Genomic DNA, 22,241 nt, shown 5'->3' on the forward strand with positions numbered 1-22,241 from the left:
CAAGCCGGGCAACATCGCCCGGACGGTGGATGGTGTCCGCGTGGTGAGCCGAAACCGGCCCCGCCGGATGTCCGGTTGTGCATTACCGCACACCGCGCACCCGCTCGGTTGCCGGTGGTGCCGACCTCGCTAGGCTGCGGCCAATGGCCTGTTTCAACTGATGACAGGCGTCAAACTGTTTTCTGAACGCTGGTGGCGGCGCGACGGCGCGCCGCGGAGACGGGACGGGACGCGCAATCGTGGACCTGTACGAGTACCAGGGGCGGGACCTGTTCGAGCGGCACGGCTTGCCCGTGCTGGCCGGCGGCGTCGCCACTACCCCGGAAGAGGCCCGTGCGATCGCCGAACGCCTCGGCGGTCGCGTGGTCGTCAAGGCGCAGGTGAAGGTCGGCGGCCGAGGTAAGGCCGGCGGCGTGAAGCTGGCCGAGGGCGCCGAGGAGACGGTGGCCCGCGCCACCGACATCCTCGGCATGGACATCAAGGGTCACACCGTCCACAAGGTCATGATCACGGTGACCGCGGACGTGGCCGAGGAGTACTACTTCTCGTACCTGCTCGACCGGGCGAACCGCACCTTCCTCTGCATCGCCAGCGTCGCCGGCGGCATGGACATCGAGCAGGTCGCCGCCGAGACCCCCGACAAGGTCGTGAAGGCCCCGATCGACGCCGTGAAGGGCGTGGACGAGGCCAAGGCCCGGGAGATCGTGTCCGCCGCCGGCTTCCCGGCCGAGGTCGCCGACCAGGTGGTCGAGATCGCCGTCGGCCTGTGGCAGGCGTTCGTCGCCGAGGACGCCACCCTCGTCGAGGTCAACCCGCTCGCCAAGAACGGCGACGGCCGGATGCTGCTGCTCGACGCCAAGGTGAGCCTGGACGAGAACGCCGCGTTCCGGCACCCGGACCACGAGGCGCTCGTCGACCAGGCCGCGGTGGACCCGCTGGAGCAGGCCGCCAAGGCCAAGGACCTCAACTACGTCAAGCTCGACGGCGAGGTCGGCATCATCGGCAACGGTGCGGGTCTGGTCATGTCGACCCTCGACGTGGTCGCGTACGCCGGTGAGCGGCACGGCAACGTCAAGCCGGCCAACTTCCTCGACATCGGCGGTGGCGCGAGCGCCGCCGTCATGGCGAACGGGCTGGAGATCGTGCTCTCCGACCCGGCCGTGAAGAGCGTCTTCGTCAACGTCTTCGGTGGCATCACCGCCTGCGACGAGGTCGCCAACGGCATCATCCAGGCGCTGGCCCTGCTGGAGCAGCGCGGCGAGCAGGTCAGCAAGCCGCTCGTCGTTCGCCTGGACGGCAACAACGCGGAGGCTGGCCGGGCGATCCTGGACAGCGCGAACAACCCGCTCGTGCAGCGGGTGGACACCATGGACGGTGCGGCCGAGCGGGCCGCCGAGCTGGCAGCTGCGGGGGTCTGATCATGGCTATCTGGCTGACCAAGGACTCGAAGGTCATCGTCCAGGGGATGACCGGCTCCGAGGGTTCCAAGCACACCCGACGGATGCTGGCCGCCGGCACCAACGTGGTGGGCGGCGTCAACCCGCGCAAGGCGGGTCAGACCGTCGACTTCGACGGCAGCGAGCTGCCTGTCTTCGCGTCCGTCGCGGACGCGATGGCCGAGACCGGGGCCGACGTCACTGTCATCTTCGTACCGCCGCAGTTCACCAAGGCCGCCGTGGTCGAGGCGATCGACGCCGCGATTCCGCTGGCTGTGGTGATCACCGAGGGCGTGCCGGTGCACGACACCGCCGCGTTCTGGGCGTACAACGTGGCGCAGGGCGAGCGGACCCGGATCATCGGGCCGAATTGCCCGGGCATCGCCTCGCCCGGCGCGTCCAACGCCGGCATCATCCCGGCCGACATCACCGGCTCCGGCCGGATCGGCCTGGTCAGCAAGAGCGGCACGCTGACCTACCAGATGATGTACGAGCTGCGCGACATCGGCTTCTCCACCTGCGTCGGCATCGGCGGTGACCCGATCATCGGGACCACCCACATCGACGCCCTGGCGGCGTTCGAGGCCGACCCGGAGACCGACGCCATCGTGATGATCGGTGAGATCGGTGGCGACGCCGAGGAGCGGGCCGCCGAGTTCATCAAGACCAACGTCACCAAGCCGGTGGTCGGCTACATCGCCGGCTTCACCGCTCCGCCCGGCAAGACCATGGGCCACGCCGGGGCGATCATCTCCGGTTCGGCCGGCACCGCCGAGGCGAAGCAGGCGGCGCTGGAGGCTGTCGGCGTCAAGGTCGGCAAGACGCCGACCGAGACCGCGAAGCTGATGCGGGAGATCATGTCCGGCAACTGAGCCGGAAGGGCAACACGGAAGGGGGTCGACCGGAAACGGTCGGCCCCCTTCGTCGTACGGATCGACCGGAACCGGTCGGCTCCCTCGTCGTGCGGAGAGTCAGTCGTTGTTCCAGAACGGGTAGTTGCCGGTGAGCCGCAGGATCGAGCCACCGATGATGTTGATCACCCCGAACACGATGGCGAGGTAGCCGAGCACCGGCGACTGCCTGTTGCGCCGCGCGTCGCGGATGGACAGGTAGCCGAAGATGATGCCGAGGATGCCGCAGCAGATCAGACCAAGCACGATGCCGAGTACGCCCCACAGGGTCGTCCGGTCCCGTCCCCGGGCCGGTGGGGGCGGGGGCGGCGGGTATGCGGTCGTCACAGCTACCTCCGGCGGTCGTGGGCGGCGTACCGACCCGGGCCGCGACCGGCGGGCCCGACCCGGGTGGCGGCGACTTGCGCCCCCCTCAGGGCCGAGGCTAGACCCGGCCGGCTGACCGGGACGCCGGTTCGGTGAACTCGCCACCTCGGTATCGCTCGTCCGTCCCGCCCGCGCCGAACGCTCGTCGCCAAGATCCGCGCAATATCGGGGATGTTGGTGTTTCCCGCGCGTTTGATGCAGCACTATCCCCGATGTTGTGAGGATCTTGGCGCGGGGCGCGGGGCGCGGGGCGCGGGGCGCGGGGCGCGGGGCGCGGGGCGCGGGGCGCGGGGCGCGGGGCGCGGGGCGCGGGGCGCGGGGCGCGGGGCGCGGGGCGCGGGGCGCGGGGCGCGGGGCGCGGGGCGCGGGGCGCGGGGCGCGGGGCGTGAGGCGTGAGGCGTGAGGGCCTTGCCGGATGGCGGCCGGGACGCCGCCTCGACCCGATCCCCTTATGAAACGCGCCCTAGGAGGCGTTAACGGACTGCCACCGCCCGCGCGACGTGCCAGAGTAGAGCGGATGTCCCCCGTCACCCCTGACCGTCCCAGCCGTCCCGGCGGTGTGAGCGCCGACGACCGGCCGGTCAACCGTGCCGCGCCGTCCCGGCGGGTGCCCGCGCCGCGAGCGGGCGGGTCTCCGCGTGGACGTGCGCCGTTGCCGGTCGCCGCCGGGGTGGCGGCCGGCTGGGCCGCCCTCACCTCCTACCTGCCGGTCGCCGTCGTGCTCGGTCTGGTCCAGCTCGGCACCGACTCGACCACCCTGGCCGGCACGCTGCGTGCGGCGCTGGCCGGTTGGCTGCTCGGCCACGGGGTGCCGCTGCACACCGACTCCGGTCCGCTCGGGCTCGCCCCGCTGGCGCTGACCGTGCTCGCGCTCTGGCGGCTCAGCCGGGCCGGGGTGCACGTCAGTCGCGCGATCGGCGCCCGGGACACCCGTTCACCGCGGCGCGCGTTGCTCGCCGCGGGTGCGGTCGGCATCGCGTACGCGCTGCTCGGCGTGCTCGCCGCGGTGCTGGTCGGCGCCGGTGGGCCGGACGTGTCAGTGATCCGGGCGGGTGCCACGTTCGCGGTGGTCGGCACGCTCGCCGCCCTGGTCGGCGCCACCCGGATCACCGCTGTGACCCGGGTGCTCATCGCCCGGATGCCGGGCCCGATCCGGGACGGCGTGCGCACCGGCCTGGTGGCAGGGCTGCTGCTGCTCGGCGCGGGCGCCGGTGCGGCCGGCCTGGCGGTGGCCACCGGCGGTGGCGACGCGGCGGACATGATCGGGGCGTACCGGACGGGGGTCGCCGGTCAGGCGGGGATCACCCTGGTCAGCGTCGCGTACGCGCCGAACGCGGCGATCTGGTCGACGAGTTATCTCCTCGGGCCGGGCTTCGCGGTCGGCACCGACACCGCGGTTCGTACCAGTGAGGTGTCGGTCGGCGCGTTGCCGGCAGTGCCTCTGCTCGCCGGCCTGCCGCGCGGCCCGGTGGACGGCTTCGGGGCGCTCCTGCTCGCGGTGCCGGTGCTGGTCGGGATGGTCGGCGGCTGTCTGCTCGCGCGCCGGGTGGCCCGACTCGCCGGGCCGGAGCGGGCCCCGCAGCGCTGGGTTGAGGTGCTGGCGCCGGCGGCGTTGGCCGGGCCGGTGGCCGGCGTGCTGCTCGGGCTGGCCGCCGTGGTTTCCGGTGGGCCCCTGGGTGCCGGGCGGCTGGCGGAGGTCGGGCCGGTGGGCTGGCAGGTAGGTGCGGTGGCGACCGCCGTCGTCGCGGTCGGCGCGCTGCTCGGCGCTGCCGCCACCCGAGCGCTCACCCGCTCACCCGCCCAGTAGACGAGCTCGGGGCGCCCCGGACGGAATCCGGAACGCCCCGTAGCTGCGGGATTCGTCAGGGGTTGGTCGGCAGGCCGACGTTCAGCGCGACGCTCAGGATGATCGAGATGATGCCGAGCGCGACACCGACGGCACCGCAGATCAGGCCGGCCTTGGCCTGCCCGGCGTTGCTTGCCTGCCCCTGCGCGGCCTTCTGCCGGCCCAGGTAGCCGGTCACCGCACCACCGATGCCCACCGGGATGCCCAGCAGCGGGCAGCAGGCCAGCGGGATCGACGCGATGCCGAGGATCAGCGCCACCAGGCCGAGGGTGTTGTTCTGTCCCTGGCCCTGCGGGTAGCCGGCGTTCGGGTACGTCGGAGCGCCCCCGTACTGCGGCTGCTGCTGACCGTACGGGTCCTGGTACGGCTGCTGCTGACCGTAGGGCTGACCGGACGTCGGCTGCTGACCGTACGGGGCGGCCGGCGGCTGGCCGTACGGGTTCTGCGGCGGCTGGGGCGCGGTGGGGTCGTTGGGCTGCTGGCCGTACGGGTCCTGGCCGGGGTTACCGGGTTGCATTCACAAGCTCCTTGAACTGGTTCCGTCAGTTACTGCTGTTGTTTCCACCCATGATCGCTGTCACTCCTCGGAATGCACAGCGCAGGATCACGACGAGATTGCCGCTGTGCTGTCGATCGACGACTGCCGTCGACCGATCAGTGCTGTAGTGGACCGGCGCGGCTTTCGGCCGAGCGAGCGGCAGCGTACCGGGTCGGTGCACGCCGACGCTGTCAAAGATCGGCGCGCCGCCCAGCCGAAGGGCGTCCTGACCTGCCCGATAGGGTGGCCCGGTGACCGAGCCCGCGCCTGTCGCCCGCATCGTCGTCCTCGTTTCCGGCTCCGGGAGCAACCTCCAGTCGCTGCTGGATGCCGCCGCCGACCCCGCGTACGGCGCACAGGTCGTCGCGGTCGGCGCGGACCGCGACGGCATCGCGGGCCTGGACCGGGCCGAGGCCGCCGGGGTGCCGACCTTCGTGGAGCGGGTCCGCGACCACGACACGCGGGAGGACTGGGACCGGGCGCTCACCGCGCACGTCGCGAAGCACCAACCCGACCTGGTCATCTCCGCCGGTTTCCTCAAGCTGGTCGGGCCGCACTTCCTGGCGGCCTTCGGCGACCGCTACCTGAACACCCACAACACTCTGCTGCCGGCGTTTCCCGGCATCCACGGCCCGCGTGACGCGCTCACCTACGGCGTGAAGCTCACCGGTGCCACCCTCTTCTTCGTCGATGCCGGTATGGACACCGGGCCGATCGTCGCGCAGGTGGCGGTGCCGGTGCTCGACGACGACGACGTGGACACGCTCACCGAGCGCATCAAGGAAGCCGAGCGGCGCCAGCTCGTCGAGCAGGTCGGCCGTCTGGTCCGCGAAGGTTGGACCATCACCGGAAGGAAGGTCACGGTTCCGTGAGTCCCACTCAGGACGGGCGCCGCCCGATCAGGCGGGCGCTGGTCAGCGTCTACGACAAGACCGGTCTGGTCGAGTTGGCCCAGGCCCTGCACGCTGCCGGTGTGGAGATCGTGTCCACGGGCAGCACGGCGGGCACCATCGCCGCCGCCGGCGTGCCGGTGACGCCGGTGGAGACGGTGACCGGGTTCCCCGAGGTGCTCGACGGCCGGGTGAAGACCCTGCACCCGAAGGTGCACGCGGGCCTCCTGGCCGACCTGCGCAAGGACACGCACGTCACGCAGCTCGACGAGCTGGGGGTGGCGGCGTTCGACCTGCTGGTCTCCAACCTCTACCCGTTCCAGGCGACAGTCGCCTCCGGCGCCGGGGTCGAGGAGTGCGTGGAGCAGATCGACATCGGTGGCCCGGCCATGGTGCGGGCCGCCGCCAAGAACCACGCCTCGGTCGCGGTGCTCACCGACCCGGCCGGTTACCCGGCGCTGCTCGGCGCGCTCGACGAGGGCGGTTTCACGCTGGCCCAGCGCCGCGCGCTGGCTGCCCGGGCGTTCGCCGACATCGCCGAGTACGACGTGGCCGTCGCGCAGTGGTGCGCCCGGGAGTTGGCCCCGGCCGACGACACCTGGCCGGTGTTCGCCGGGTCGGCGCTGCGCAAGTCGACGGTGCTGCGCTACGGGGAGAACCCGCACCAGCCGGCCGCGCTCTACACCGACCCGGACGCCCCGGCGGGGTTGGCCCAGGCCGAGCAGCTGCACGGCAAGGAGATGTCGTACAACAACTACGTCGACGCGGACGCCGCCTGGCGTGCCGCGAACGACTTCGCCGACCAGCCGGCGGTGGCGATCATCAAGCACGCGAACCCGTGCGGCATCGCGGTGGGCGTGGACGTCGCCGAGGCGCACCGCCGGGCGCACGCCTGCGATCCGGTGTCGGCGTTCGGCGGTGTCATCGCTGTCAACCGCCCGGTCTCGGTCGACATGGCCCGGCAGGTCGCGGACATCTTCACCGAGGTGGTCGTGGCCCCGGGCTTCGACGAGGGCGCGGTCGAGGTGTTGCAGGGCAAGAAGAACATCCGGCTGCTGCGCGCGCCGGCCTGGACCCCGGCGACTGTCGAGTGGCGGCCGGTGACCGGTGGCGTGCTGACCCAGGTCGCGGACCGGGTGGATGCCCCCGGTGACGACCCGTCCAACTGGCAGTTGGCGACCGGGGAGGCCGCCGACGAGGAGCTGCTGCGTGATCTGGCGTTCGCCTGGCGGGCGGTGCGCGCGGTGAAGAGCAACGCGATCCTGCTCGCCAAGGACGGTGCCACCGTCGGCGTGGGCATGGGTCAGGTCAACCGGGTCGACTCGGCGCAGCTCGCGGTGAGCCGTGCCGGTGCCGACCGGGCCCGGGGTTCGGTGGCCGCGTCGGACGCGTTCTTCCCGTTCGCCGACGGTCCGCAGATCCTCATCGACGCCGGCGTGCGCGCCATCGTCCAGCCCGGTGGCTCGATCCGCGACGACGAGGTCATCGAGGCCGCCCGCAAGGCCAACGTGACGATGTACCTGACGAAAACCCGCCACTTCTTCCACTGACCCGCCCCAACCCGCGACCCCTGTCGCGGCCCTCTGTCGCGGTCGATCATGGAGTTGTGGTGCCCCACAAAAGGGGCGCAGGCCGGCAAACCAGCCACCACAACTCCATGATCGACCCCAGCGGGCGGGGTGCGGGTCAGGCGGTGGGGAGGGTGGGGCGGAGTTCGGCGAAGTGGCAGGCGGACGGGTGCGGGTCCGCCGCCCTCGGGACCGTTGCGGGATCCTCCACGGCGCAGATGTCCTGGGCCTTCCAGCAGCGGGTGCGGAAGTGGCAGCCGCTCGGCGGGTCGGCCGGGCTGGGCACGTCCCCGACCAGCCGGATCATGGTGCGCTGCTCGCGGGCCTCCGGGTCGGGCACCGGCACGGCGGAGAGCAGAGCCTGGGTGTACGGGTGGGTGGCCCGCTCGTAGATCTCGTCCTCGGTGCCGATCTCCACGATCCGACCGAGGTACATCACCGCTACCCGGTCGGCGATGTGGCGCACCACGGACAGGTCGTGGGCGATGAAGATGTACGACAGCCCCAGCTCGTCCTGCAACTGCTTGAGCAGGTTGATCACCTGGGCCTGGATGGAGACGTCCAGCGCGGACACCGGCTCGTCGCAGACGATCACGTCGGGCCGCAGCGCGAGCGCCCGGGCGATGCCGATGCGCTGACGTTGGCCGCCGGAGAACTGGTGCGGGTACCGGTTGATGTGCTCCGGGTTGAGCCCGACCAGGTCCAGCAGCTCCTGGACACGCCGCTGCTTGCTGCCCTTGGGGGCGGCGTCGGGGTGGATCTCGAACGGCTCGCCGATGATGTCGCCGACGGTCATCCGCGGGTTCAGCGAGGTGTACGGGTCCTGCATCACCATCTGCATGTTGCGGCGCACCCGGCGCAGCTCGCCACCGGAGGCCTTGAACAGGTCCCTGCCCTCCAGCGTGGCACTTCCCGAGGTGGGCGTCTCCAGCCGCATCAGCAGCCGCGCGAGGGTGGACTTGCCGCAGCCGGACTCGCCGACGACACCCAGTGTCTCGCCGCGACGCAGCTCGAAGCTCACCCCGTCGACGGCCTTGACCGCTCCGACCTGCCGCTGGAACAGGACGCCCTGGGTGATCGGGAAGTGCTTGACCAGGTTGTCGACGGAGAGGATGGCCTCGCCGCGGACCTTGCCGGGGTTAGCGGGCGACGCTGTCATCACGGACCTCCTGCGCGAAGTGGCAAGCGCTGGTCCGGCCGTCGCCGAGGACCAGGTCGTGCGGTACGACGTCCACGCAGACCTGCTGGACGTACGGGCACCGGGGGTGGAACGGGCAGCCGGACGGGATGCGCATCAGGTTCGGCGGCAACCCCTTGATCGTCGACAGCTCCTCGCCGCGGACGTCCAGGCGCGGGATCGACTCCAACAACCCCTTGGTGTACGGGTGGGCGGGCGCCTTGTAGAGCGAGTGGACGTCGGCGTGTTCGACGATCCGACCGGCGTACATGACGGCGATCCGGTCCGCGACACCGGCGACCACACCGAGGTCATGGGTGATCAGGATCATCGCCATGTTGAGTTCGCGGCGCAGGTCGGCCAGCAGGTCCATGATCTGGGCCTGGACGGTCACGTCGAGCGCCGTGGTGGGCTCGTCGGCGATCAACACCTTCGGGTCCAGCGCCAGCGCCATGGCGATCATGACGCGCTGCCGCATGCCCCCGGAGAACTGGTGCGGGTAGTCGCCGATGCGCTTGGCGGCACCCGGGATCTTGACCAGGTCCATCAGCTCGATGGCGCGCCGCCGGGCGTCGGCCCGGGACATGCCGGCCCGCTGGCGCAGCGTCTCGCCGATCTGCCAGCCGACCGGGAACACCGGGTTCAGGGCGGAGAGCGCATCCTGGAAGATCATCGCGATCTCCTTGCCGCGTACCTGCCGACGCTGCTCCTCGGACTGGGTGAGCAGGTCCTGACCCTGGTAGAGGATCTGGCCGGAGCGGACGAACGCGGGCGGGGTGTCCAGGATGCCCATGATCGCCTGGGCGGTGACCGACTTGCCCGAGCCGGACTCGCCGAGCACGGCAAGTGTCTCGCCGGCGTCCAGGTGGTACGACACGCCGTTGATCACCCGGGCCACACCCTCGTTGGTGCGGAACTCGACGTGCAGGTCCCGCAACTCCAACAGGTGGCCGCCCTCGGGAGTGGCGGAGGCCGGCGTGGGTTGGACGGTCATGACAGTGCCTGCCTTTCGCTCGCGACTGCGGGGCTCGCTTCGCTCACTCCTCGCGCTCGCATGAGAATCACCGCAGCTTCGGGTCGAAGGCGTCACGGATGGCGTCGCCGAGCATGATGAACGCCAGCACGGTCAGCGCGAGGAACGCCGACGGGACGATCAACGGGGTGGCCGCCTCCCGCATGTGGATCCGGCCGGTGTCGATGTCCTGACCCCAGGAGATGGTCGGTGCCTTCAGGCCGATGCCGAGGAAGGAGAGCGTCGCCTCGGCCGCGATGAACGAGCCGAGCGCGATGGTCAACACGACGATGACCGGTGCCAGCGAGTTCGGCAGGATGTGTCGCCACATGATCCGGCTGTTGCCGGCGCCCAGCATCCGGGCCGCCGCGACGTAGTCCTGCTCCTTGGCGGTGATCACCGAGGAGCGGACCACGCGGGCGGCCGTGGTCCAGCCGAGGAGGGCCAGCACGAAGACGACAGCGCCGATCCGAGCCCACTGGCTGTCGCTGGACACCCGCTTGAGCAGCACGATCGCGGCCAGCAGCAGCGGAATGCCGAGCACCACGTCGATCACCCGGGAGAGCACGGCGTCGACCCACTTGCCGAAGTAACCGGCCAGCATGCCGATCACCAGGGCGATGATCCCGGTGCCGAGCGCGGCGAGCGCGCCGACCAGCAGGGAGGCTCGCGTGCCGTAGACGGCCCGGGAGTACGTGTCGCACCCCTGGAAGTCGTACCCGAAGATTGCCCCGCCGGACGGCCCGGCGTGCTGCCGGGACAGCAGGCAGTCGTTCGGGTTGTTGGCGGTGAACACGCCGGGGAGCAGCGCCATCAGCGTGAAGATGACGACCAACGCCAGCGAGATCCAGAAGATCGGGTTGCGGCGCAGGTCGCGCCAGGCGTCTCCGGCCAGGCTGCGCGGCTTGTTCGGAGCGCCGACCTGGTTGGGTGTGCCCGGCTCGCCGGAGGGGCCACGTCGTGCAGCCTGGTTCTCGCTGGCCGCCACCGTCTCAAAGTCACTCATGCCCGCACCTCGCTGCGCTCGGCGCCGGCATGAGCCCGGAACACTGCGCTGATGATTCGTTCGCTGCGCTCACTCATGCCCGCACCTCGCTGCGCTCGGCGCCGGCATGAGGGCCAGGCGCTGCGCTGATGATTCGTTCGCTGCGCTCACTCATAGCGGATCCTCGGGTCGAGTACGGCGTACAGGACGTCAACCACCAGGTTCGAGATCAGGTAGACCACGACGAGCACGCTGACGATGCCCACCACCAGCGGGCCGTCCTCGGTGCGGATGCCGCGGAAGAGGTTGAAGCCCACGCCGGGGATGTTGAAGACGCCCTCGGTGATGATCGCGCCGCTCATCAGGTTGCCCAGTTCCACACCGAGGAAGGTGATCACCGGGATGAGCGAGTTACGCAGCACGTGGACGATGACGATGCGGCGCTTGACCAGGCCCTTCGACCGGGCGGTCCGGACGTAGTCCGCGCGCAGGTTCTCCGCCACCGAGGCGCGGGTGAGGCGCAACGCGGTGGCCAGCGACAGCGAGCCGAGCACGATGCCCGGCAGCAGGAGCGCGTAGAAGGAGGGGTCGGATCCGGCGGTGGGAGGGAAGAGCTGCCACTTGACGCCCAGGAAGAACTGCGCCAGCGGCGCCAGCACGATGGTCGGGATACCCAGCACCAGCAGGGTCAGCACCAGCGTCGAGTTGTCGAAGATGCTGGCCCGGCGGATGCCGGCGACCACCCCGGCGCTGACCCCGAAGATGATCGCCACGGCGAGCGCGATGAGCGCGAGCCGTACGGTGACCGGCCAGGCCTGTTCGAGGATGTCGCCGATGTTCCGACCGGTGAGCGATTCGCCCAGGTTGCCCTGGAGCAGGTTCTTCACGTAGTCGAAGTAGCGGTAGAAGAAGCCGCCGACGCCGGTGGCGTCCAGGTGGTACTTCTCGGTCAGGTAGGCCCGTTGGGCTGGCGTCACCGGCCGTTCACCGGCGAGCGCCTGGATCGGGTCGCCCTGCCCGGCGAATGTCAGCGCGTAGACGATCAGGGTGGTCCCGAAGAACGCCAGGACCATCTGCAGTAGGCGCCGCAAGATGTAGCGGAACATGCTTAGCAGTCTCTCCGGAAATGTGCGAAAGGGTCGCAGGACGGCATCTCTGGTCGTACCCGAAATATCGGAGGCGTGCCGTCCGGCCCGGGGGAGCCGGCGCCACCGGGGCCGGAACCGCTGCTGCGGCCCGGCCCCCGGTGGTGCGGTCCGGGCCACCCGGGCATCGTCGCCCGGGTGGCCCGCACCATGGTCAGCTCAGCTGGCCGCTTCGATCTTGACGAGGTTGACCCGCTGGAACAGGTCCATCTCCACGTTCTTGACCTTGGACGAGTGGCCGAACACGTTCTCGCCGAAGCGGAGCGGGATCACCGGCATGTCCTTGGCCAGGATGTCCTCCGCCTGCTGGTACTTGGCGATCGCCTCGTCCTGCGTCTTGGCGGCGGAACCCTCCTTGACCAGCTTGTCGAACTCCGGGTTGCTGTAGCCGTAGTAGTTCGACGAGCCGTTCGTGCTGTACAGCGGGCCGAGGTAGTCCTCCATGGTCGGGTAGTCCATGACCCAACCCATCCGGAACGCACCCACCGGCGTCTTCTTCTCGACCTTGGTCAGCAGGTCGGCGAACTTCGGCTCGGCCGAACCCACCGCGTCCACGCCCAGGTTGGCCTTGAGCTGGTTGACCGTGGCGTCGACCCAGTCCTTGTGACCGCCGTCGCCGTTGTACGAGATGACGATCTTCGCGGGACCACCGGCGGCCTGGTAGAGCTTCTTGGCCTCGGTCGGGTTGAACTCGCCCGACTTGCCGGTGGTGTCGTCCCGGTAACCCGGCAGGACCGGCGAGACGAAGGAGCGCGCCGGCGTCTGCGAGCCCTTGAAGACCGACTTGGTGATCTCGTCACGGTCGATCGCCATCGAGATGGCCTTGCGGACGTCCGGGTTGCTGTAGTCCTTGTCGAACGTCGGGAACGCCAGGAACTGGAACGACGACATCGGGCTGGTCTTGTAGCGGTCGCCCAGGTCGCTCGGCGCGGTGCTCAGGCTCTCGGTCGGGATCGTCGGCAGCACGTCCAGGTTGTCCGCCAGGACGTCCGCGTAGGCCGCGGTGAGCTGCTGGTAGATCCGGAACTCGACGTCCTTCACCTTGGGCTTCTCGCCCGGGAAGGCGTCGTAACGCTCGACCTCGATCTTGCTGTCGTGCTGCCAGGTGCCCTTCATCTTGAAGGGGCCCTGCCCGATCGGAGCCTGCTCGTAGGAGTCCTTGAGCACGCCCGGAGCCGAGAACGCGGCGTCCGGCATCGGGAAGAACGCGTTGTAGCCCAACGTGGTCTTGAAGTCGATGTACGGCTCGTTGAGCGTCACGGTGAAGGTGAGGTCGTCGACCTTCTTCAGCCCGGACATCTCCTTGGCCTTCGGCTCCTTGCCCTGCAGGTCCGCGTAACCAGCGATCTTCTCGAAGAACGGGTTGGTGTCCTGGCCGTTGGGGGCGTACGCGCCGTAGTTCCACGCGTTGATGTAGTCCTCGGCCGTGACCTTCTCGCCGTTGTGGAAGGTGTAGCCGTCCTTGAGCTTGATCGTCCAGACCTTGTTGTCGGTCGAGGTGACCGACTGGGCGGCGACCTCGTACGGCTTGTTCTGGGCGTCGTAGTCGACGAGCGGGCTGAACAGGCCGGCGATGACCTGAGAGCCGGACGTCTCGGTGGTGTTGGTCGGGACCAGGTGCTTCGGCTCGGCGATCTGGATGCTGACCACCGAACTGTCGCTGCCACCGGAACCACCGTCGCCGCCGCTGCCGCAGGCCGCGAGGCCCAGCGTCACCGCGAGCGGGAGGGCGGTCCAGGCGGCGAGTCTACGAACTCGCATTGAGCCTCCTCATCTCCTCACGCTGCGCAGTCAGGCCCGACGCTGGGTTTACGCTGCGCAACAAGCGGTAACGGTAGGTCGGCGGCGAGGCTTCGACAACGCCGCGGTTGCGGGTGGGTAACGGTCTGAGGTCGAACCCCTTGCCGAACGGCTGTCGCACTGCTACGTCAAACCGTGCCAAACGTCATCTGGCTGCGACGACGTGGATACCTCCGGGCCCTGTCGTGGCGCTCTGGAGCGAGTTGTCTCCTACTGTAGTGTCTGACCGCTGTCGGTCCACCACGGTCGGCCTGTCTGGTTCGACAGTGACCGAATCAACAAATGTTCACTGAGAGTGACTAGGGACACGTCACGGATCGTCACCTTTGCTGATGGTGATCAAGGATCCGACGGGTCGGTCGATCGAGGTCGTCGGAACCCCGGGCGGGAGGTCGTGAGACGATCTGGTCGTGACGGCGACGCTTCTGGACGGCAAGGCAACCGCGGCGGAGATCAAGGACGAGCTGCGAATTCGGGTGAAGGCCCTCGCGGAACGCGGCATCACCCCGGGGCTGGGCACGGTCCTGGTCGGGTCGGACCCGGGCAGTCAGGCCTACGTCAACGGCAAACACCGTGACTGCGCCGAGGTGGGCATCGCCTCGATCCGCCGGGAGCTGCCGGCCGACGCCACCCAGCAGCAGGTCGACGACGTGATCGCCGAGCTGAACGCGGACCCGGCGTGCCACGGCTACATCGTCCAGTTGCCGCTGCCCGCCCACCTCGACACCCAGCGCGTGCTGGAGCTGATCGACCCGGACAAGGACGCCGACGGCCTGCACCCGGTCAACCTGGGTCGGCTCGTCCTCGGCTACGACGGCCCGCTGCCCTGCACCCCGCGCGGCATCGTCGAACTGCTCCGCCGCCACGACGTGGCCCTGCGTGGCGCCACCGTCGCCGTCGTCGGCCGGGGCAACACCGTGGGCCGCCCGCTCGGCCTGCTGCTCACCAGGCGCTCCGAGAACGCCACAGTCACCCTGTGCCACACCGGCACCCTCGACCTCGCCTCGCACACCCGGGCCGCCGACATCGTCATCGTCGCGGCCGGCGTACCGGGGCTGCTCACCGCCGACATGATCAACCCGGGCGCGGTCGTCGTGGACGTCGGCATCACGCGGGTGATCGGCGCGGACGGCAAGGGCCGCTACACCGGCGACGTGGACCCGGAGGTGGCCGAGACGGCCGGCGCGCTGGTCCCGATGCCCGGCGGTGTCGGGCCGATGACCCGGGCCATGCTGCTCAGCAACGTGGTGGAGCGCGCGGAGCGCGGCTGAACCGTGCGCCGGCGACACCGGTGACGTTCGCCCCATCCCGGCGATGCCCGCCGCCCCTGGCCTGATCGGTGCCAGGATGACTGATACGGTCCGGAAAACCGACTGGTATCAGGGAGTGGGACGACCATGGGTAAGAAGGTCACTGTCGTCGGGGCTGGCTTCTACGGCTCTACCACCGCACAGCGCCTGGCCGAGTACGACGTCTTCGACACCGTAGTGATCACCGACATCGTGGAGGGCAAGCCCGCGGGTCTCGCGCTCGACCTCAACCAGTCGCGGGCCATCGAGGGCTTCGAGACCAAGGTCGTCGGTGTGACCACCGGCCCCAACGGTGAGGGCTACGAGAGCATCGAGGGCTCCGACGTCGTCGTGATCACCGCTGGTCTGCCGCGCAAGCCCGGCATGAGCCGCATGGACCTGCTGGAGACCAACGCCAAGATCGTTCGTCAGGTCGCCGAGAACGTCGCGAAGTACGCCCCGAACGCCGTCGTCATCGTCGTCTCCAACCCGCTCGACGAGATGACCGCGCTGGCGCAGCTCGCCACCCAGTTCCCGAAGAACCGGGTGCTCGGGCAGGCCGGCATGCTCGACACCGCCCGGTTCAGCAACTTCGTCGCCGAGGCGCTGAACGTGCCGGTGGCGTCGGTACGCACGCTGACCCTGGGCTCGCACGGCGACACCATGGTCCCGGTGCCGTCGCGGAGCACCGTCAACGGCAAGCCGCTGCGCGACGCGATGCCGGCCGAGCAGATCGAGGAGCTGGTCGTCAAGACCCGCAACGGTGGCGCCGAGGTGGTCGCGCTGCTCAAGACCGGCTCGGCGTACTACGCCCCGTCGGCCGCCGCGGCCCGGATGGCGAAGGCTGTCGCCGAGGACTCCGGCGAGGTCATGCCGGTCTGCGCCTGGGTCGACGGCGAGTACGGCATCTCCGGTGTCTACCTCGGCGTCGAGGCCGAGATCGGTGCGGAGGGTGTCAAGCGGGTCGTCGAGACCGACCTGGACGCCGACGAGCGCGCCAGCCTCCTGGAGGCCGCCGAGGCCGTCCGCGCGAAGCAGAGCGACATCTCCAGCATGTAAGGCCCAAACCCAGGAAGGGGCGCCCCGGCGAAGCCGGGGCGCCCCTTCCCACATCCCCCGCCCCCGCCCTTTCCCCTCCCTCCCGACTCCCCCTGCCCCTCCCCGGTGATCAAGAGGTTCGCGTCACCGAGACCGCGATTCTTGACGCAAAGCTCTTGATCACCGGGGGCGGCGGGGAGGGAACGGGAAGAGGGGGTCAGGGGTGGGGGTGGGGGGCAGGGGTGGGGGTGGGGGTGAAGGGGGTGCCCAGGTGGGGGGTGGCCAGCACCGTGGGGGAGTGGGTGTGGAGGGTGGTCAGCCGGGAGCGGCGGGCTTCCTCCGGGTCTTCCTCGTGGGCGTACGCCAGGTCGGGGTCGACGAGCTGCACCATGTGCACCAGCAGGTCGCCGGTGAGCAGCATCCGTTCGTCGGCCGAGGTCAGGAGCACCGACTGGTGGCCCGGGGTGTGGCCGGGAGTGGGCAGCAGACGTACCGCCGGGGTGAGACTCGTCTCGCCGTCGACCACCCGGAGCCGGCCGGCGGCGCGCAACGGCGCGATCAGGCCGGCCGGCAGCCCTGGGTTGAGCGTCTGCGCCGCGTCCACCTCGGCGCGTTGCAGCAGGTAGCTCGCGTTCGGGAAGTACGGCTGGCCGGGCGTGCCGGTGACCGCCCAGCCGATGTGGTCGCTGTGCAGGTGGGTCAGCACCACCGTCTCGACGTCGGCCGGGTCGATGCCGGCGGCGGCCAGCTCGGCAGGCATCCGGCCGGGCACCGGAGCCCAGCTCGCGGCCGGCGCGTCTTCCGGGCCGATGCCCGCGTCGACCAGTGTGACCGGCCCGTCGCCGGAGCGGATCGCGAAGCTGCGGAACGGTAGCCACCACTGCCCGTCGGCGGTGACCGAGGTGGGGTCGCGCCGGTCGGCCTCCGCCCAGTGGGCCGCCGTGGCGTGCGGAAACGCCTCCGCGCGGGGCTGGAAGAAGGCACCCTCACCGTCGGTGAGGGCGGTGACCGTGATAGACCCGAGGGTGCGGCTCAGTGGCATCGCGTCATGATCCAGGCAGTTCCTGCGCCGCGCAGCCCGGTTTCCACCGGTCGGTCGAGGCCGGCTGGGGGCCGCCGGCCCAATTGCAGTACGCTCGTACTGCTTGAGCACGTGTCCCCCGAGAGGAGCGCCGGCCGATGGCGAAGATCAAGGTAAACAACCCGGTCGTGGAGCTCGACGGCGACGAGATGACCCGGATCATCTGGAAGCAGATCCGGGAGCAGCTGATCCTGCCCTACCTCGACGTCGACCTGCACTACTACGACCTGTCGATCCAGTACCGCGACGAGACCGACGACCAGGTCACCATCGACGCCGCGAACGCCATCAAGGAGCACGGCGTCGGCGTCAAGTGCGCGACCATCACCCCGGACGAGGCCCGGGTCGAGGAGTTCGGCCTGAAGAAGATGTGGCGGTCGCCCAACGGCACCATCCGCAACATCCTCGGCGGCGTCGTCTTCCGCGAGCCGATCATCATGTCCAACGTGCCGCGCCTGGTGCCCGGCTGGACCAAGCCGATCATCATCGGCCGGCACGCCCACGGTGACCAGTACAAGGCCACCGACTTCGTCGTCCCCGGTCCGGGCACGGTGACCATCACCTACACGCCGGCCGACGGCGGCACGCCGATGGAGATGGAGGTCGCCAACTTCCCCGGCGGCGGCATCGCCATGGGCATGTACAACTACGACGAGTCGATCCGGGACTTCGCCCGCGCCTCGTTCCGGTACGGCCTGGACCGTAACTACCCGGTCTACATGTCGACCAAGAACACCATCCTCAAGGCGTACGACGGCCGGTTCAAGGACATCTTCGCCGAGGTGTTCGAGGCCGAGTTCAAGGCCGAGTTCGACGCCGCCGGCCTCACCTACGAGCACCGGCTCATCGACGACATGGTCGCCGCCGCGCTCAAGTGGGAGGGCGGGTACGTCTGGGCCTGCAAGAACTACGACGGTGACGTGCAGTCCGACACCGTCGCGCAGGGCTTCGGCTCGCTGGGTCTGATGACCTCGGTGCTGCTCTCCCCGGACGGCCGGACCGTCGAGGCCGAGGCCGCGCACGGCACTGTCACCCGGCACTACCGGCAGTACCAGAAGGGCGAGAAGACCTCGACCAACCCGATCGCGTCGATCTACGCCTGGACCCGTGGCCTGGCCCACCGGGGCAAGCTGGACGGTACCCCGGCGGTCACCGAGTTCGCCAACACCCTGGAGCAGGTCATCGTCGACACCGTCGAGGGCGGCCAGATGACCAAGGACCTGGCGCTGCTCATCTCGCGCGACGCCCCGTGGCTGACCACCGACGAGTTCATGAACGCGCTCGACGAGAACCTGGCCCGTAAGCTCGCCGCCTGATCCAGGCGTACCGCGTCATCGGAGCCCGCCGGCCACCCGCCGGCGGGCTTCGGCGTGTCCGGCGGTGCCGCGCCGATCGGCGTCACCGCCGTCGGCGCGCCTCGTTGACCAGGATGGACGAGATGCCAGTCGCGTCCAGGAAGGTTGACCTCGGTCGACCCGCGGCACCAGTGCGCCGATCAGCCAGCCTTCCCGGCTGTGCGGTGCACAGCCAGCCGTCCCTTCCCTGCGGGGGGCCCTGTCCCGGGCCCCCCGCGCCCTGTTTTCCGGAGGGTGCCGGGCGGCTCAGGCGGCGCGGAGCAACTCGGCGGCGCGCTCCGGGGCGATGTCGTTGATGAACACACCCATCCCGGACTCGGAGCCCGCCAGGTACTTCAGCTTGTCCGTGGCGCGCCGGATGCTGAACAGCTGCAGGTGCAGGTGGGCCAGCTCCCGGTCGATCCGCACCGGCGCCTGGTGCCACGCCGAGATGTACGGCATCGGCATGTCGAACAGGCCGTCGAAGCGGCGCAGCAGGTCCAGGTAGAGCGGCCCGAAGGCGTCCCGCTCGCCGTCGCGGAGCGCCGGGATGTCCGGCACCACGCGACGCGGTGCGACGTGCACCTCGAACGGCCAGCGGGCAGCGGCCGGGACGAACGCCGTCCAGTGTTCGTTCTCGGCGACCACCCGCTCACCGGCGGCGCGTTCGGCGGCCAGCACGTCCGCGTACAGGTTGCCCCCGCCGGTTCGCTCGGCGTGCCGGCGGGCCGCGGCCAGCAGCGCGCGGGTGCGCGGCGTCACGAAGGGGTACGCGTAGATCTGTCCGTGCGGGTGGTGCAGGGTGACGCCGATCTCGACGCCCCGGTTCTCGAAGCAGAAGACCTGTTCCACGCCGGGCAGTTCACCGAGCACCTCGGTGCGGTCGGCGAGCGCGTCCAGCACGGTGCGCACCCGACGCGGCGGCAGGCTGGCGAAGGAGGCGTTGTGGTCCGAGGTGAAACACACGACCTCGCACCGCCCGAGGCCCGGCCGGACGGACGTGAACGGGGTGATCGCCCCGGGTTCGTCGGCGACCCGGCCGCTGAGCGACGGGAACCGGTTCTCGAAGACCACCACGTCGTAGTCGGGGGCGGGAATCTCGGTCAGCCGGTCGCCCACCGACGGGTCGAGCGGGCACTCGTTCGCCGGCGGCAGGAAGATGCGGGTCTGCCGGTGTACGGCGACGGCCACCCACTCGTCGGTCAGCGGGTCGTAGCGCAGCTGCGACGCGGGGGGCGGTGGTGGCAGATCGCGGCGGTCCGGCTGGTCACGGACGGCGTCGTCGCGCTCGTCGAAGTAGATCAGCTCCCGGCCGTCGGCCAGGTCGATGGAGGTGCGCTTCACGACGCCGTCCCCTCACTCGTCGGCGTGCGCGTCGCGCGGCCCGCCCCTGTCGCCTTCACCATGATCAATTCGCCCACCTGTTCGCCGAGTACCCGTCGAGCGGGTGGTGGCAACCGGTCGTCGCTGACCAGTACGTGTGCTGCGGCCAGCTCGACGATCGAGGAGATGCCCACGGTGCCCCACTTGGTGTGGTCGGCGAGCACCACCAGTCGGTCCGCCGCGGCCACGAGTGCCCGGTCGGTCTCCGCCTCCATGAGGTTCGGGGTGGTGAAGCCGGCCCGCTCGGTGATGCCGTGGACGCCCAGGAAGAGCAGGTCGAGGTGCAGCGACCGGACCGCCCCGACCGCGAGGGGGCCGACCAACGCGTCCGACGGGGTACGGACGCCCCCGGTGAGCACCACAGTCTGGTCCGGTCGACCTCCGGCGTGCAGGATCTCGGCCACCGGCAACGAGTTGGTCACCACGGTCAGGCCGGGCACGTCCACCAGCCTGCGGGCCAACTCGGCGGTGGTGGTGCCGGCGGAGAGGGCGACCGCCGCGCCCGGACGGACCAGTTGGGCGGCGTGGTCCGCGATGGCGGCCTTCTCCGGCAACTGACGGACCGACTTGGCGTGGAAGCCCGGCTCGTCGGTGGAGCTCGGTTCGGCCGTCGTGGCGCCGCCGTGCACCTTGGCGAGCAGGCCGCGTTCGTGCAGCGCCTCCAGGTCGCGGCGGATGGTCATGTCGGAGACGCCGAACTCGCCGGCCAGATCGCTGACCCGGACGCCGCCGGTCGCCCGGACCCGCTCCAGGATGGCCGCCTGCCGCTGCTGAGCGAGCATTGCCGTGCCTCCCGGGGGTCACCGTACTCTCACGCGGTCAAACGTGTTCCAACAAGAATGAACACTAGCGCGTAGCGGGCAACGGTGGAAGGAACGGGGTACGACGGACGCCTCAGGCAGACGCGATCTTCAACTCCACCCAGCCGGTCTCGGTCAGGTGATGAAGGACCGCCTGCACCGCGTCCGCCACGGTCAGGTCGGTGGTGTCGAGCACCAGGTCGGCGTCGGTCGGCTCCTCGTACGGGTCGTCGATGCCGGTCATCCCGGTGAGCAGGCCCGCGCGTGCCCTCGCGTACAGGCCCTTGCGGTCCCGGCGCTCGCACACCTCGAGCGGGGTGGCCACGTGCACCAGCACGAAACCCGCCCCGGCGGCCAGAGCCATCTCCCGGGCCGTGGCGCGGGCGGCAGCGTACGGGGCGATCGGGCAACAGATGCCCACCCCCCGGTGCCGGGCGATCTCGGCGGCCACCCAACCGATCCGTCGGACGTTGAGATCCCGGTCGGCCTTGCTGAAGCCCAACCCGGCGGAGAGTTCCCGGCGCACCACGTCCCCGTCGAGCAGGGTCACCGTGCGGTCGCCGCTCTCCCGCAGAGCGTCCGCCAGCCCTCGGGCGACGGTCGACTTGCCCGAACCGGAGAGACCGGTCAGGAAGACCACCAGCCCCCGGTGCCGGCGCGGCGGTCGGGCCCGGGCCAGCTCCCGCGCCACGGCCGGAGGCGTGTGCCACTCCGGCAGCGGGAAGCCCCGGTCGAGCAGGTCGTCGATCTCCTGCTGGGTCAGGGCGAGCCGACGGTTACGCGGTGGGATGTCCTCGCGCCAGCGCCACTGCCCGTCCCGGTTGTCGTACGCGAGTTCGCGGGGCACCAGCACCCGCAGCCCGGCGCCGGAGAGCATCTCCCCGGTGGAGAGCAGGTGGGTCACCCCGTACGAGGCGGAGACCCGGGCGCGCAGCAGCGCGTCGCTGATCTCCTCCCGCCGGTGCGACAGGGGCACCGCGACCACCGTTGCCGGTGGCATCCGGTCCCGGGCGGCGAAGATGGTGCGGACCAGCGCCTCCGGCGGGAGCCCACCGACGCCGCCCTCACCGACGGGGATCATCACCAGCAGGTGCGCGGCCAGGGTGCGGGCGGCATGAGCGATCTGGGCGAGCTGCGGCCGGTGCAGCGGCCGATCGGCGATGACCCCGAGCACCCGGCCCGGAGGCAGCAGCGCCCGGACCTCCTCCGGGTTGCGGCGCAGCCGCTGGAACGGGCCATGGCCACCGTCGCCCAACCGCCGGACCGGGCCACCGACCCCGGCGATGCCGTCGCGCACCTGCCAGACGTCCGCCACGTCCAGGGCAGCCGCCGGGGCGCCCTCGCCGTCGGTGAGCACCAGCGCCCGACGGGCCGGGTCACGCGGATCGAAGCTCTGCGCCAGGGAGGTCGGCACCTGCAACGTCACCGCGACCTGCCACGGCGCGCCGTCGGCGAGTCGGCCGCGTCGACTGACCGAGACCAGGTCGGCGCGGGTCATGAAACCGGTCAGAGGGGCGTACGCGCCGGTCAGCAGCAGCTCAAGATCCGCGAGCTCACCCGGACGCGGCGTGTACGCCGGTGCGTCGCGCAGCACCTCGTCGGGCAGCACCCAACCGTTGCTCATCCACACCCCCCACTCGCT

The 22,241-nt window shown here is 70.5% G+C and carries 19 protein-coding genes; 8 read left to right on the top strand and 11 right to left on the bottom strand.

All coding sequences use genetic code 11. From position 1 onward, the window contains the following. Nucleotides 1-239: 239 nt before the first annotated feature. Entirely contained in the window at nt 240-1,418 is a 1,179-nt protein-coding gene (gene sucC / locus GA0070612_RS10135) for an ADP-forming succinate--CoA ligase subunit beta (RefSeq protein ID WP_088987675.1), read from the top strand. A gap of 2 nt (nt 1,419-1,420) precedes the next feature. After that, nucleotides 1,421-2,308 (top strand): succinate--CoA ligase subunit alpha, encoded by an 888-nt coding sequence (gene sucD, locus GA0070612_RS10140; RefSeq protein ID WP_088987676.1) that lies wholly within the window; start codon nt 1,421-1,423, stop codon nt 2,306-2,308. Nucleotides 2,309-2,407: 99 nt separating this feature from the next. On the opposite strand, the gene GA0070612_RS10145 is transcribed toward sucD, so the two are convergent. Next, nucleotides 2,408-2,674: a hypothetical protein gene (locus tag GA0070612_RS10145; RefSeq protein ID WP_088987677.1), complete on the bottom strand. Its 267-nt coding sequence runs from the start codon at nt 2,672-2,674 to the stop codon at nt 2,408-2,410. Nucleotides 2,675-3,230: 556 nt separating this feature from the next. Here GA0070612_RS10145 and GA0070612_RS10150 point away from each other — a divergent pair. Beyond that, nucleotides 3,231-4,520: a cell division protein PerM gene (locus GA0070612_RS10150; RefSeq protein ID WP_088987678.1), complete on the top strand. Its 1,290-nt coding sequence runs from the start codon at nt 3,231-3,233 to the stop codon at nt 4,518-4,520. Nucleotides 4,521-4,575: 55 nt separating this feature from the next. On the opposite strand, the gene GA0070612_RS10155 is transcribed toward GA0070612_RS10150, so the two are convergent. After that, nucleotides 4,576-5,076: a DUF4190 domain-containing protein gene (locus GA0070612_RS10155; protein ID WP_088987679.1), complete on the bottom strand. Its 501-nt coding sequence runs from the start codon at nt 5,074-5,076 to the stop codon at nt 4,576-4,578. Between the two features lie 272 nt (nt 5,077-5,348). Between GA0070612_RS10155 and purN the strand changes: the two genes are divergently transcribed. Together purN and purH are read left to right on the top strand one after the other, a co-directional pair. Continuing rightward, nucleotides 5,349-5,969, top strand: coding sequence for a phosphoribosylglycinamide formyltransferase (purN, locus tag GA0070612_RS10160; protein ID WP_088987680.1), 621 nt, complete (start codon nt 5,349-5,351; stop codon nt 5,967-5,969). Beyond that, nucleotides 5,966-7,537 carry a bifunctional phosphoribosylaminoimidazolecarboxamide formyltransferase/IMP cyclohydrolase gene (gene purH, locus GA0070612_RS10165; RefSeq protein ID WP_088987681.1) on the top strand — a complete coding sequence of 524 codons (1,572 nt, stop codon included), beginning with the start codon at nt 5,966-5,968 and terminating at the stop codon, nt 7,535-7,537. Before purN ends, purH begins: the two co-directional genes overlap by 4 nt. Nucleotides 7,538-7,673: 136 nt before the next feature. Here purH and GA0070612_RS10170 read toward each other — a convergent pair whose 3' ends face one another. The 5 genes from GA0070612_RS10170 to GA0070612_RS10190 form a co-directional block, all read right to left on the bottom strand. Beyond that, nucleotides 7,674-8,714: an ABC transporter ATP-binding protein gene (locus tag GA0070612_RS10170; protein WP_088987682.1), complete on the bottom strand. Its 1,041-nt coding sequence runs from the start codon at nt 8,712-8,714 to the stop codon at nt 7,674-7,676. After that, nucleotides 8,695-9,726 carry an ABC transporter ATP-binding protein gene (locus GA0070612_RS10175; protein ID WP_088987683.1) on the bottom strand — a complete coding sequence of 344 codons (1,032 nt, stop codon included), beginning with the start codon at nt 9,724-9,726 and terminating at the stop codon, nt 8,695-8,697. The genes GA0070612_RS10170 and GA0070612_RS10175 overlap by 20 nt, the downstream gene beginning before the upstream one ends. A 67-nt stretch (nt 9,727-9,793) precedes the next feature. Continuing rightward, nucleotides 9,794-10,750 (bottom strand): ABC transporter permease, encoded by a 957-nt coding sequence (locus GA0070612_RS10180; protein ID WP_088987684.1) that lies wholly within the window; start codon nt 10,748-10,750, stop codon nt 9,794-9,796. Between the two features lie 146 nt (nt 10,751-10,896). Further along, nucleotides 10,897-11,835 carry an ABC transporter permease gene (locus GA0070612_RS10185; protein ID WP_088987685.1) on the bottom strand — a complete coding sequence of 313 codons (939 nt, stop codon included), beginning with the start codon at nt 11,833-11,835 and terminating at the stop codon, nt 10,897-10,899. Between the two features lie 198 nt (nt 11,836-12,033). After that, nucleotides 12,034-13,635, bottom strand: a complete 1,602-nt coding sequence (locus GA0070612_RS10190) for a peptide ABC transporter substrate-binding protein (RefSeq protein WP_088987686.1) — start codon at nt 13,633-13,635, stop codon at nt 12,034-12,036. Between the two features lie 449 nt (nt 13,636-14,084). Between GA0070612_RS10190 and GA0070612_RS10195 the strand changes: the two genes are divergently transcribed. Then, complete coding sequence (locus GA0070612_RS10195) at nt 14,085-14,945, top strand: bifunctional methylenetetrahydrofolate dehydrogenase/methenyltetrahydrofolate cyclohydrolase (RefSeq protein ID WP_088987687.1); 861 nt, start codon at nt 14,085-14,087, stop codon at nt 14,943-14,945. A gap of 126 nt (nt 14,946-15,071) precedes the next feature. Then, nucleotides 15,072-16,022 carry a malate dehydrogenase gene (locus GA0070612_RS10200; RefSeq protein WP_088987688.1) on the top strand — a complete coding sequence of 317 codons (951 nt, stop codon included), beginning with the start codon at nt 15,072-15,074 and terminating at the stop codon, nt 16,020-16,022. A gap of 196 nt (nt 16,023-16,218) precedes the next feature. On the opposite strand, the gene GA0070612_RS10205 is transcribed toward GA0070612_RS10200, so the two are convergent. Then, nucleotides 16,219-17,043 (bottom strand): MBL fold metallo-hydrolase, encoded by an 825-nt coding sequence (locus tag GA0070612_RS10205; protein ID WP_088987689.1) that lies wholly within the window; start codon nt 17,041-17,043, stop codon nt 16,219-16,221. 137 nt (nt 17,044-17,180) lie between these two features. Between GA0070612_RS10205 and GA0070612_RS10210 the strand changes: the two genes are divergently transcribed. Beyond that, the gene (locus GA0070612_RS10210; protein ID WP_088987690.1) at nt 17,181-18,398 is read left to right on the top strand and encodes an NADP-dependent isocitrate dehydrogenase; all 1,218 of its coding nucleotides are present in this window, start codon (nt 17,181-17,183) and stop codon (nt 18,396-18,398) included. Between the two features lie 285 nt (nt 18,399-18,683). Here GA0070612_RS10210 and galT read toward each other — a convergent pair whose 3' ends face one another. The 3 genes from galT to cysC all read right to left on the bottom strand — a co-directional run bounded on the left by galT (nt 18,684) and on the right by cysC (nt 22,223). Continuing rightward, a complete protein-coding gene (gene galT, locus GA0070612_RS10215) occupies nt 18,684-19,760 on the bottom strand; it encodes a galactose-1-phosphate uridylyltransferase (protein WP_088987691.1) in 1,077 nt (358 codons plus the stop codon). Then, complete coding sequence (locus GA0070612_RS10220; protein WP_088987692.1) at nt 19,757-20,581, bottom strand: DeoR/GlpR family DNA-binding transcription regulator; 825 nt, start codon at nt 20,579-20,581, stop codon at nt 19,757-19,759. The genes galT and GA0070612_RS10220 overlap by 4 nt, the downstream gene beginning before the upstream one ends. A gap of 112 nt (nt 20,582-20,693) precedes the next feature. Continuing rightward, nucleotides 20,694-22,223, bottom strand: a complete 1,530-nt coding sequence (cysC, locus tag GA0070612_RS10225; protein ID WP_088991388.1) for an adenylyl-sulfate kinase — start codon at nt 22,221-22,223, stop codon at nt 20,694-20,696. Between the last annotated feature and the right edge of the window lie 18 nt (nt 22,224-22,241).

The sequence above is a fragment of the Micromonospora chokoriensis genome (assembly GCF_900091505.1).
In the GTDB taxonomy this organism is placed as follows: domain Bacteria; phylum Actinomycetota; class Actinomycetes; order Mycobacteriales; family Micromonosporaceae; genus Micromonospora; species Micromonospora chokoriensis.

What these genes read in the sequence shown, in the direction of transcription:
- sucD (WP_088987676.1), top strand. Translation starts at nt 1,421, where the DNA reads ATGGCTATCTGGCTGACCAAGGACTCGAAGGTCATCGTCCAGGGGATG.
- GA0070612_RS10150 (WP_088987678.1), top strand. Translation starts at nt 3,231, where the DNA reads ATGTCCCCCGTCACCCCTGACCGTCCCAGCCGTCCCGGCGGTGTGAGC.
- GA0070612_RS10155 (WP_088987679.1), bottom strand. Translation starts at nt 5,076, where the DNA reads ATGCAACCCGGTAACCCCGGCCAGGACCCGTACGGCCAGCAGCCCAAC.
- GA0070612_RS10170 (WP_088987682.1), bottom strand. Translation starts at nt 8,714, where the DNA reads ATGACAGCGTCGCCCGCTAACCCCGGCAAGGTCCGCGGCGAGGCCATC.
- GA0070612_RS10175 (WP_088987683.1), bottom strand. Translation starts at nt 9,726, where the DNA reads ATGACCGTCCAACCCACGCCGGCCTCCGCCACTCCCGAGGGCGGCCAC.
- GA0070612_RS10180 (WP_088987684.1), bottom strand. Translation starts at nt 10,750, where the DNA reads ATGAGTGACTTTGAGACGGTGGCGGCCAGCGAGAACCAGGCTGCACGA.
- GA0070612_RS10185 (WP_088987685.1), bottom strand. Translation starts at nt 11,835, where the DNA reads ATGTTCCGCTACATCTTGCGGCGCCTACTGCAGATGGTCCTGGCGTTC.
- GA0070612_RS10190 (WP_088987686.1), bottom strand. Translation starts at nt 13,635, where the DNA reads ATGCGAGTTCGTAGACTCGCCGCCTGGACCGCCCTCCCGCTCGCGGTG.
- GA0070612_RS10200 (WP_088987688.1), top strand. Translation starts at nt 15,072, where the DNA reads ATGGGTAAGAAGGTCACTGTCGTCGGGGCTGGCTTCTACGGCTCTACC.
- GA0070612_RS10205 (WP_088987689.1), bottom strand. Translation starts at nt 17,043, where the DNA reads ATGCCACTGAGCCGCACCCTCGGGTCTATCACGGTCACCGCCCTCACC.
- GA0070612_RS10210 (WP_088987690.1), top strand. Translation starts at nt 17,181, where the DNA reads ATGGCGAAGATCAAGGTAAACAACCCGGTCGTGGAGCTCGACGGCGAC.
- GA0070612_RS10220 (WP_088987692.1), bottom strand. Translation starts at nt 20,581, where the DNA reads ATGCTCGCTCAGCAGCGGCAGGCGGCCATCCTGGAGCGGGTCCGGGCG.
- cysC (WP_088991388.1), bottom strand. Translation starts at nt 22,223, where the DNA reads ATGAGCAACGGTTGGGTGCTGCCCGACGAGGTGCTGCGCGACGCACCG.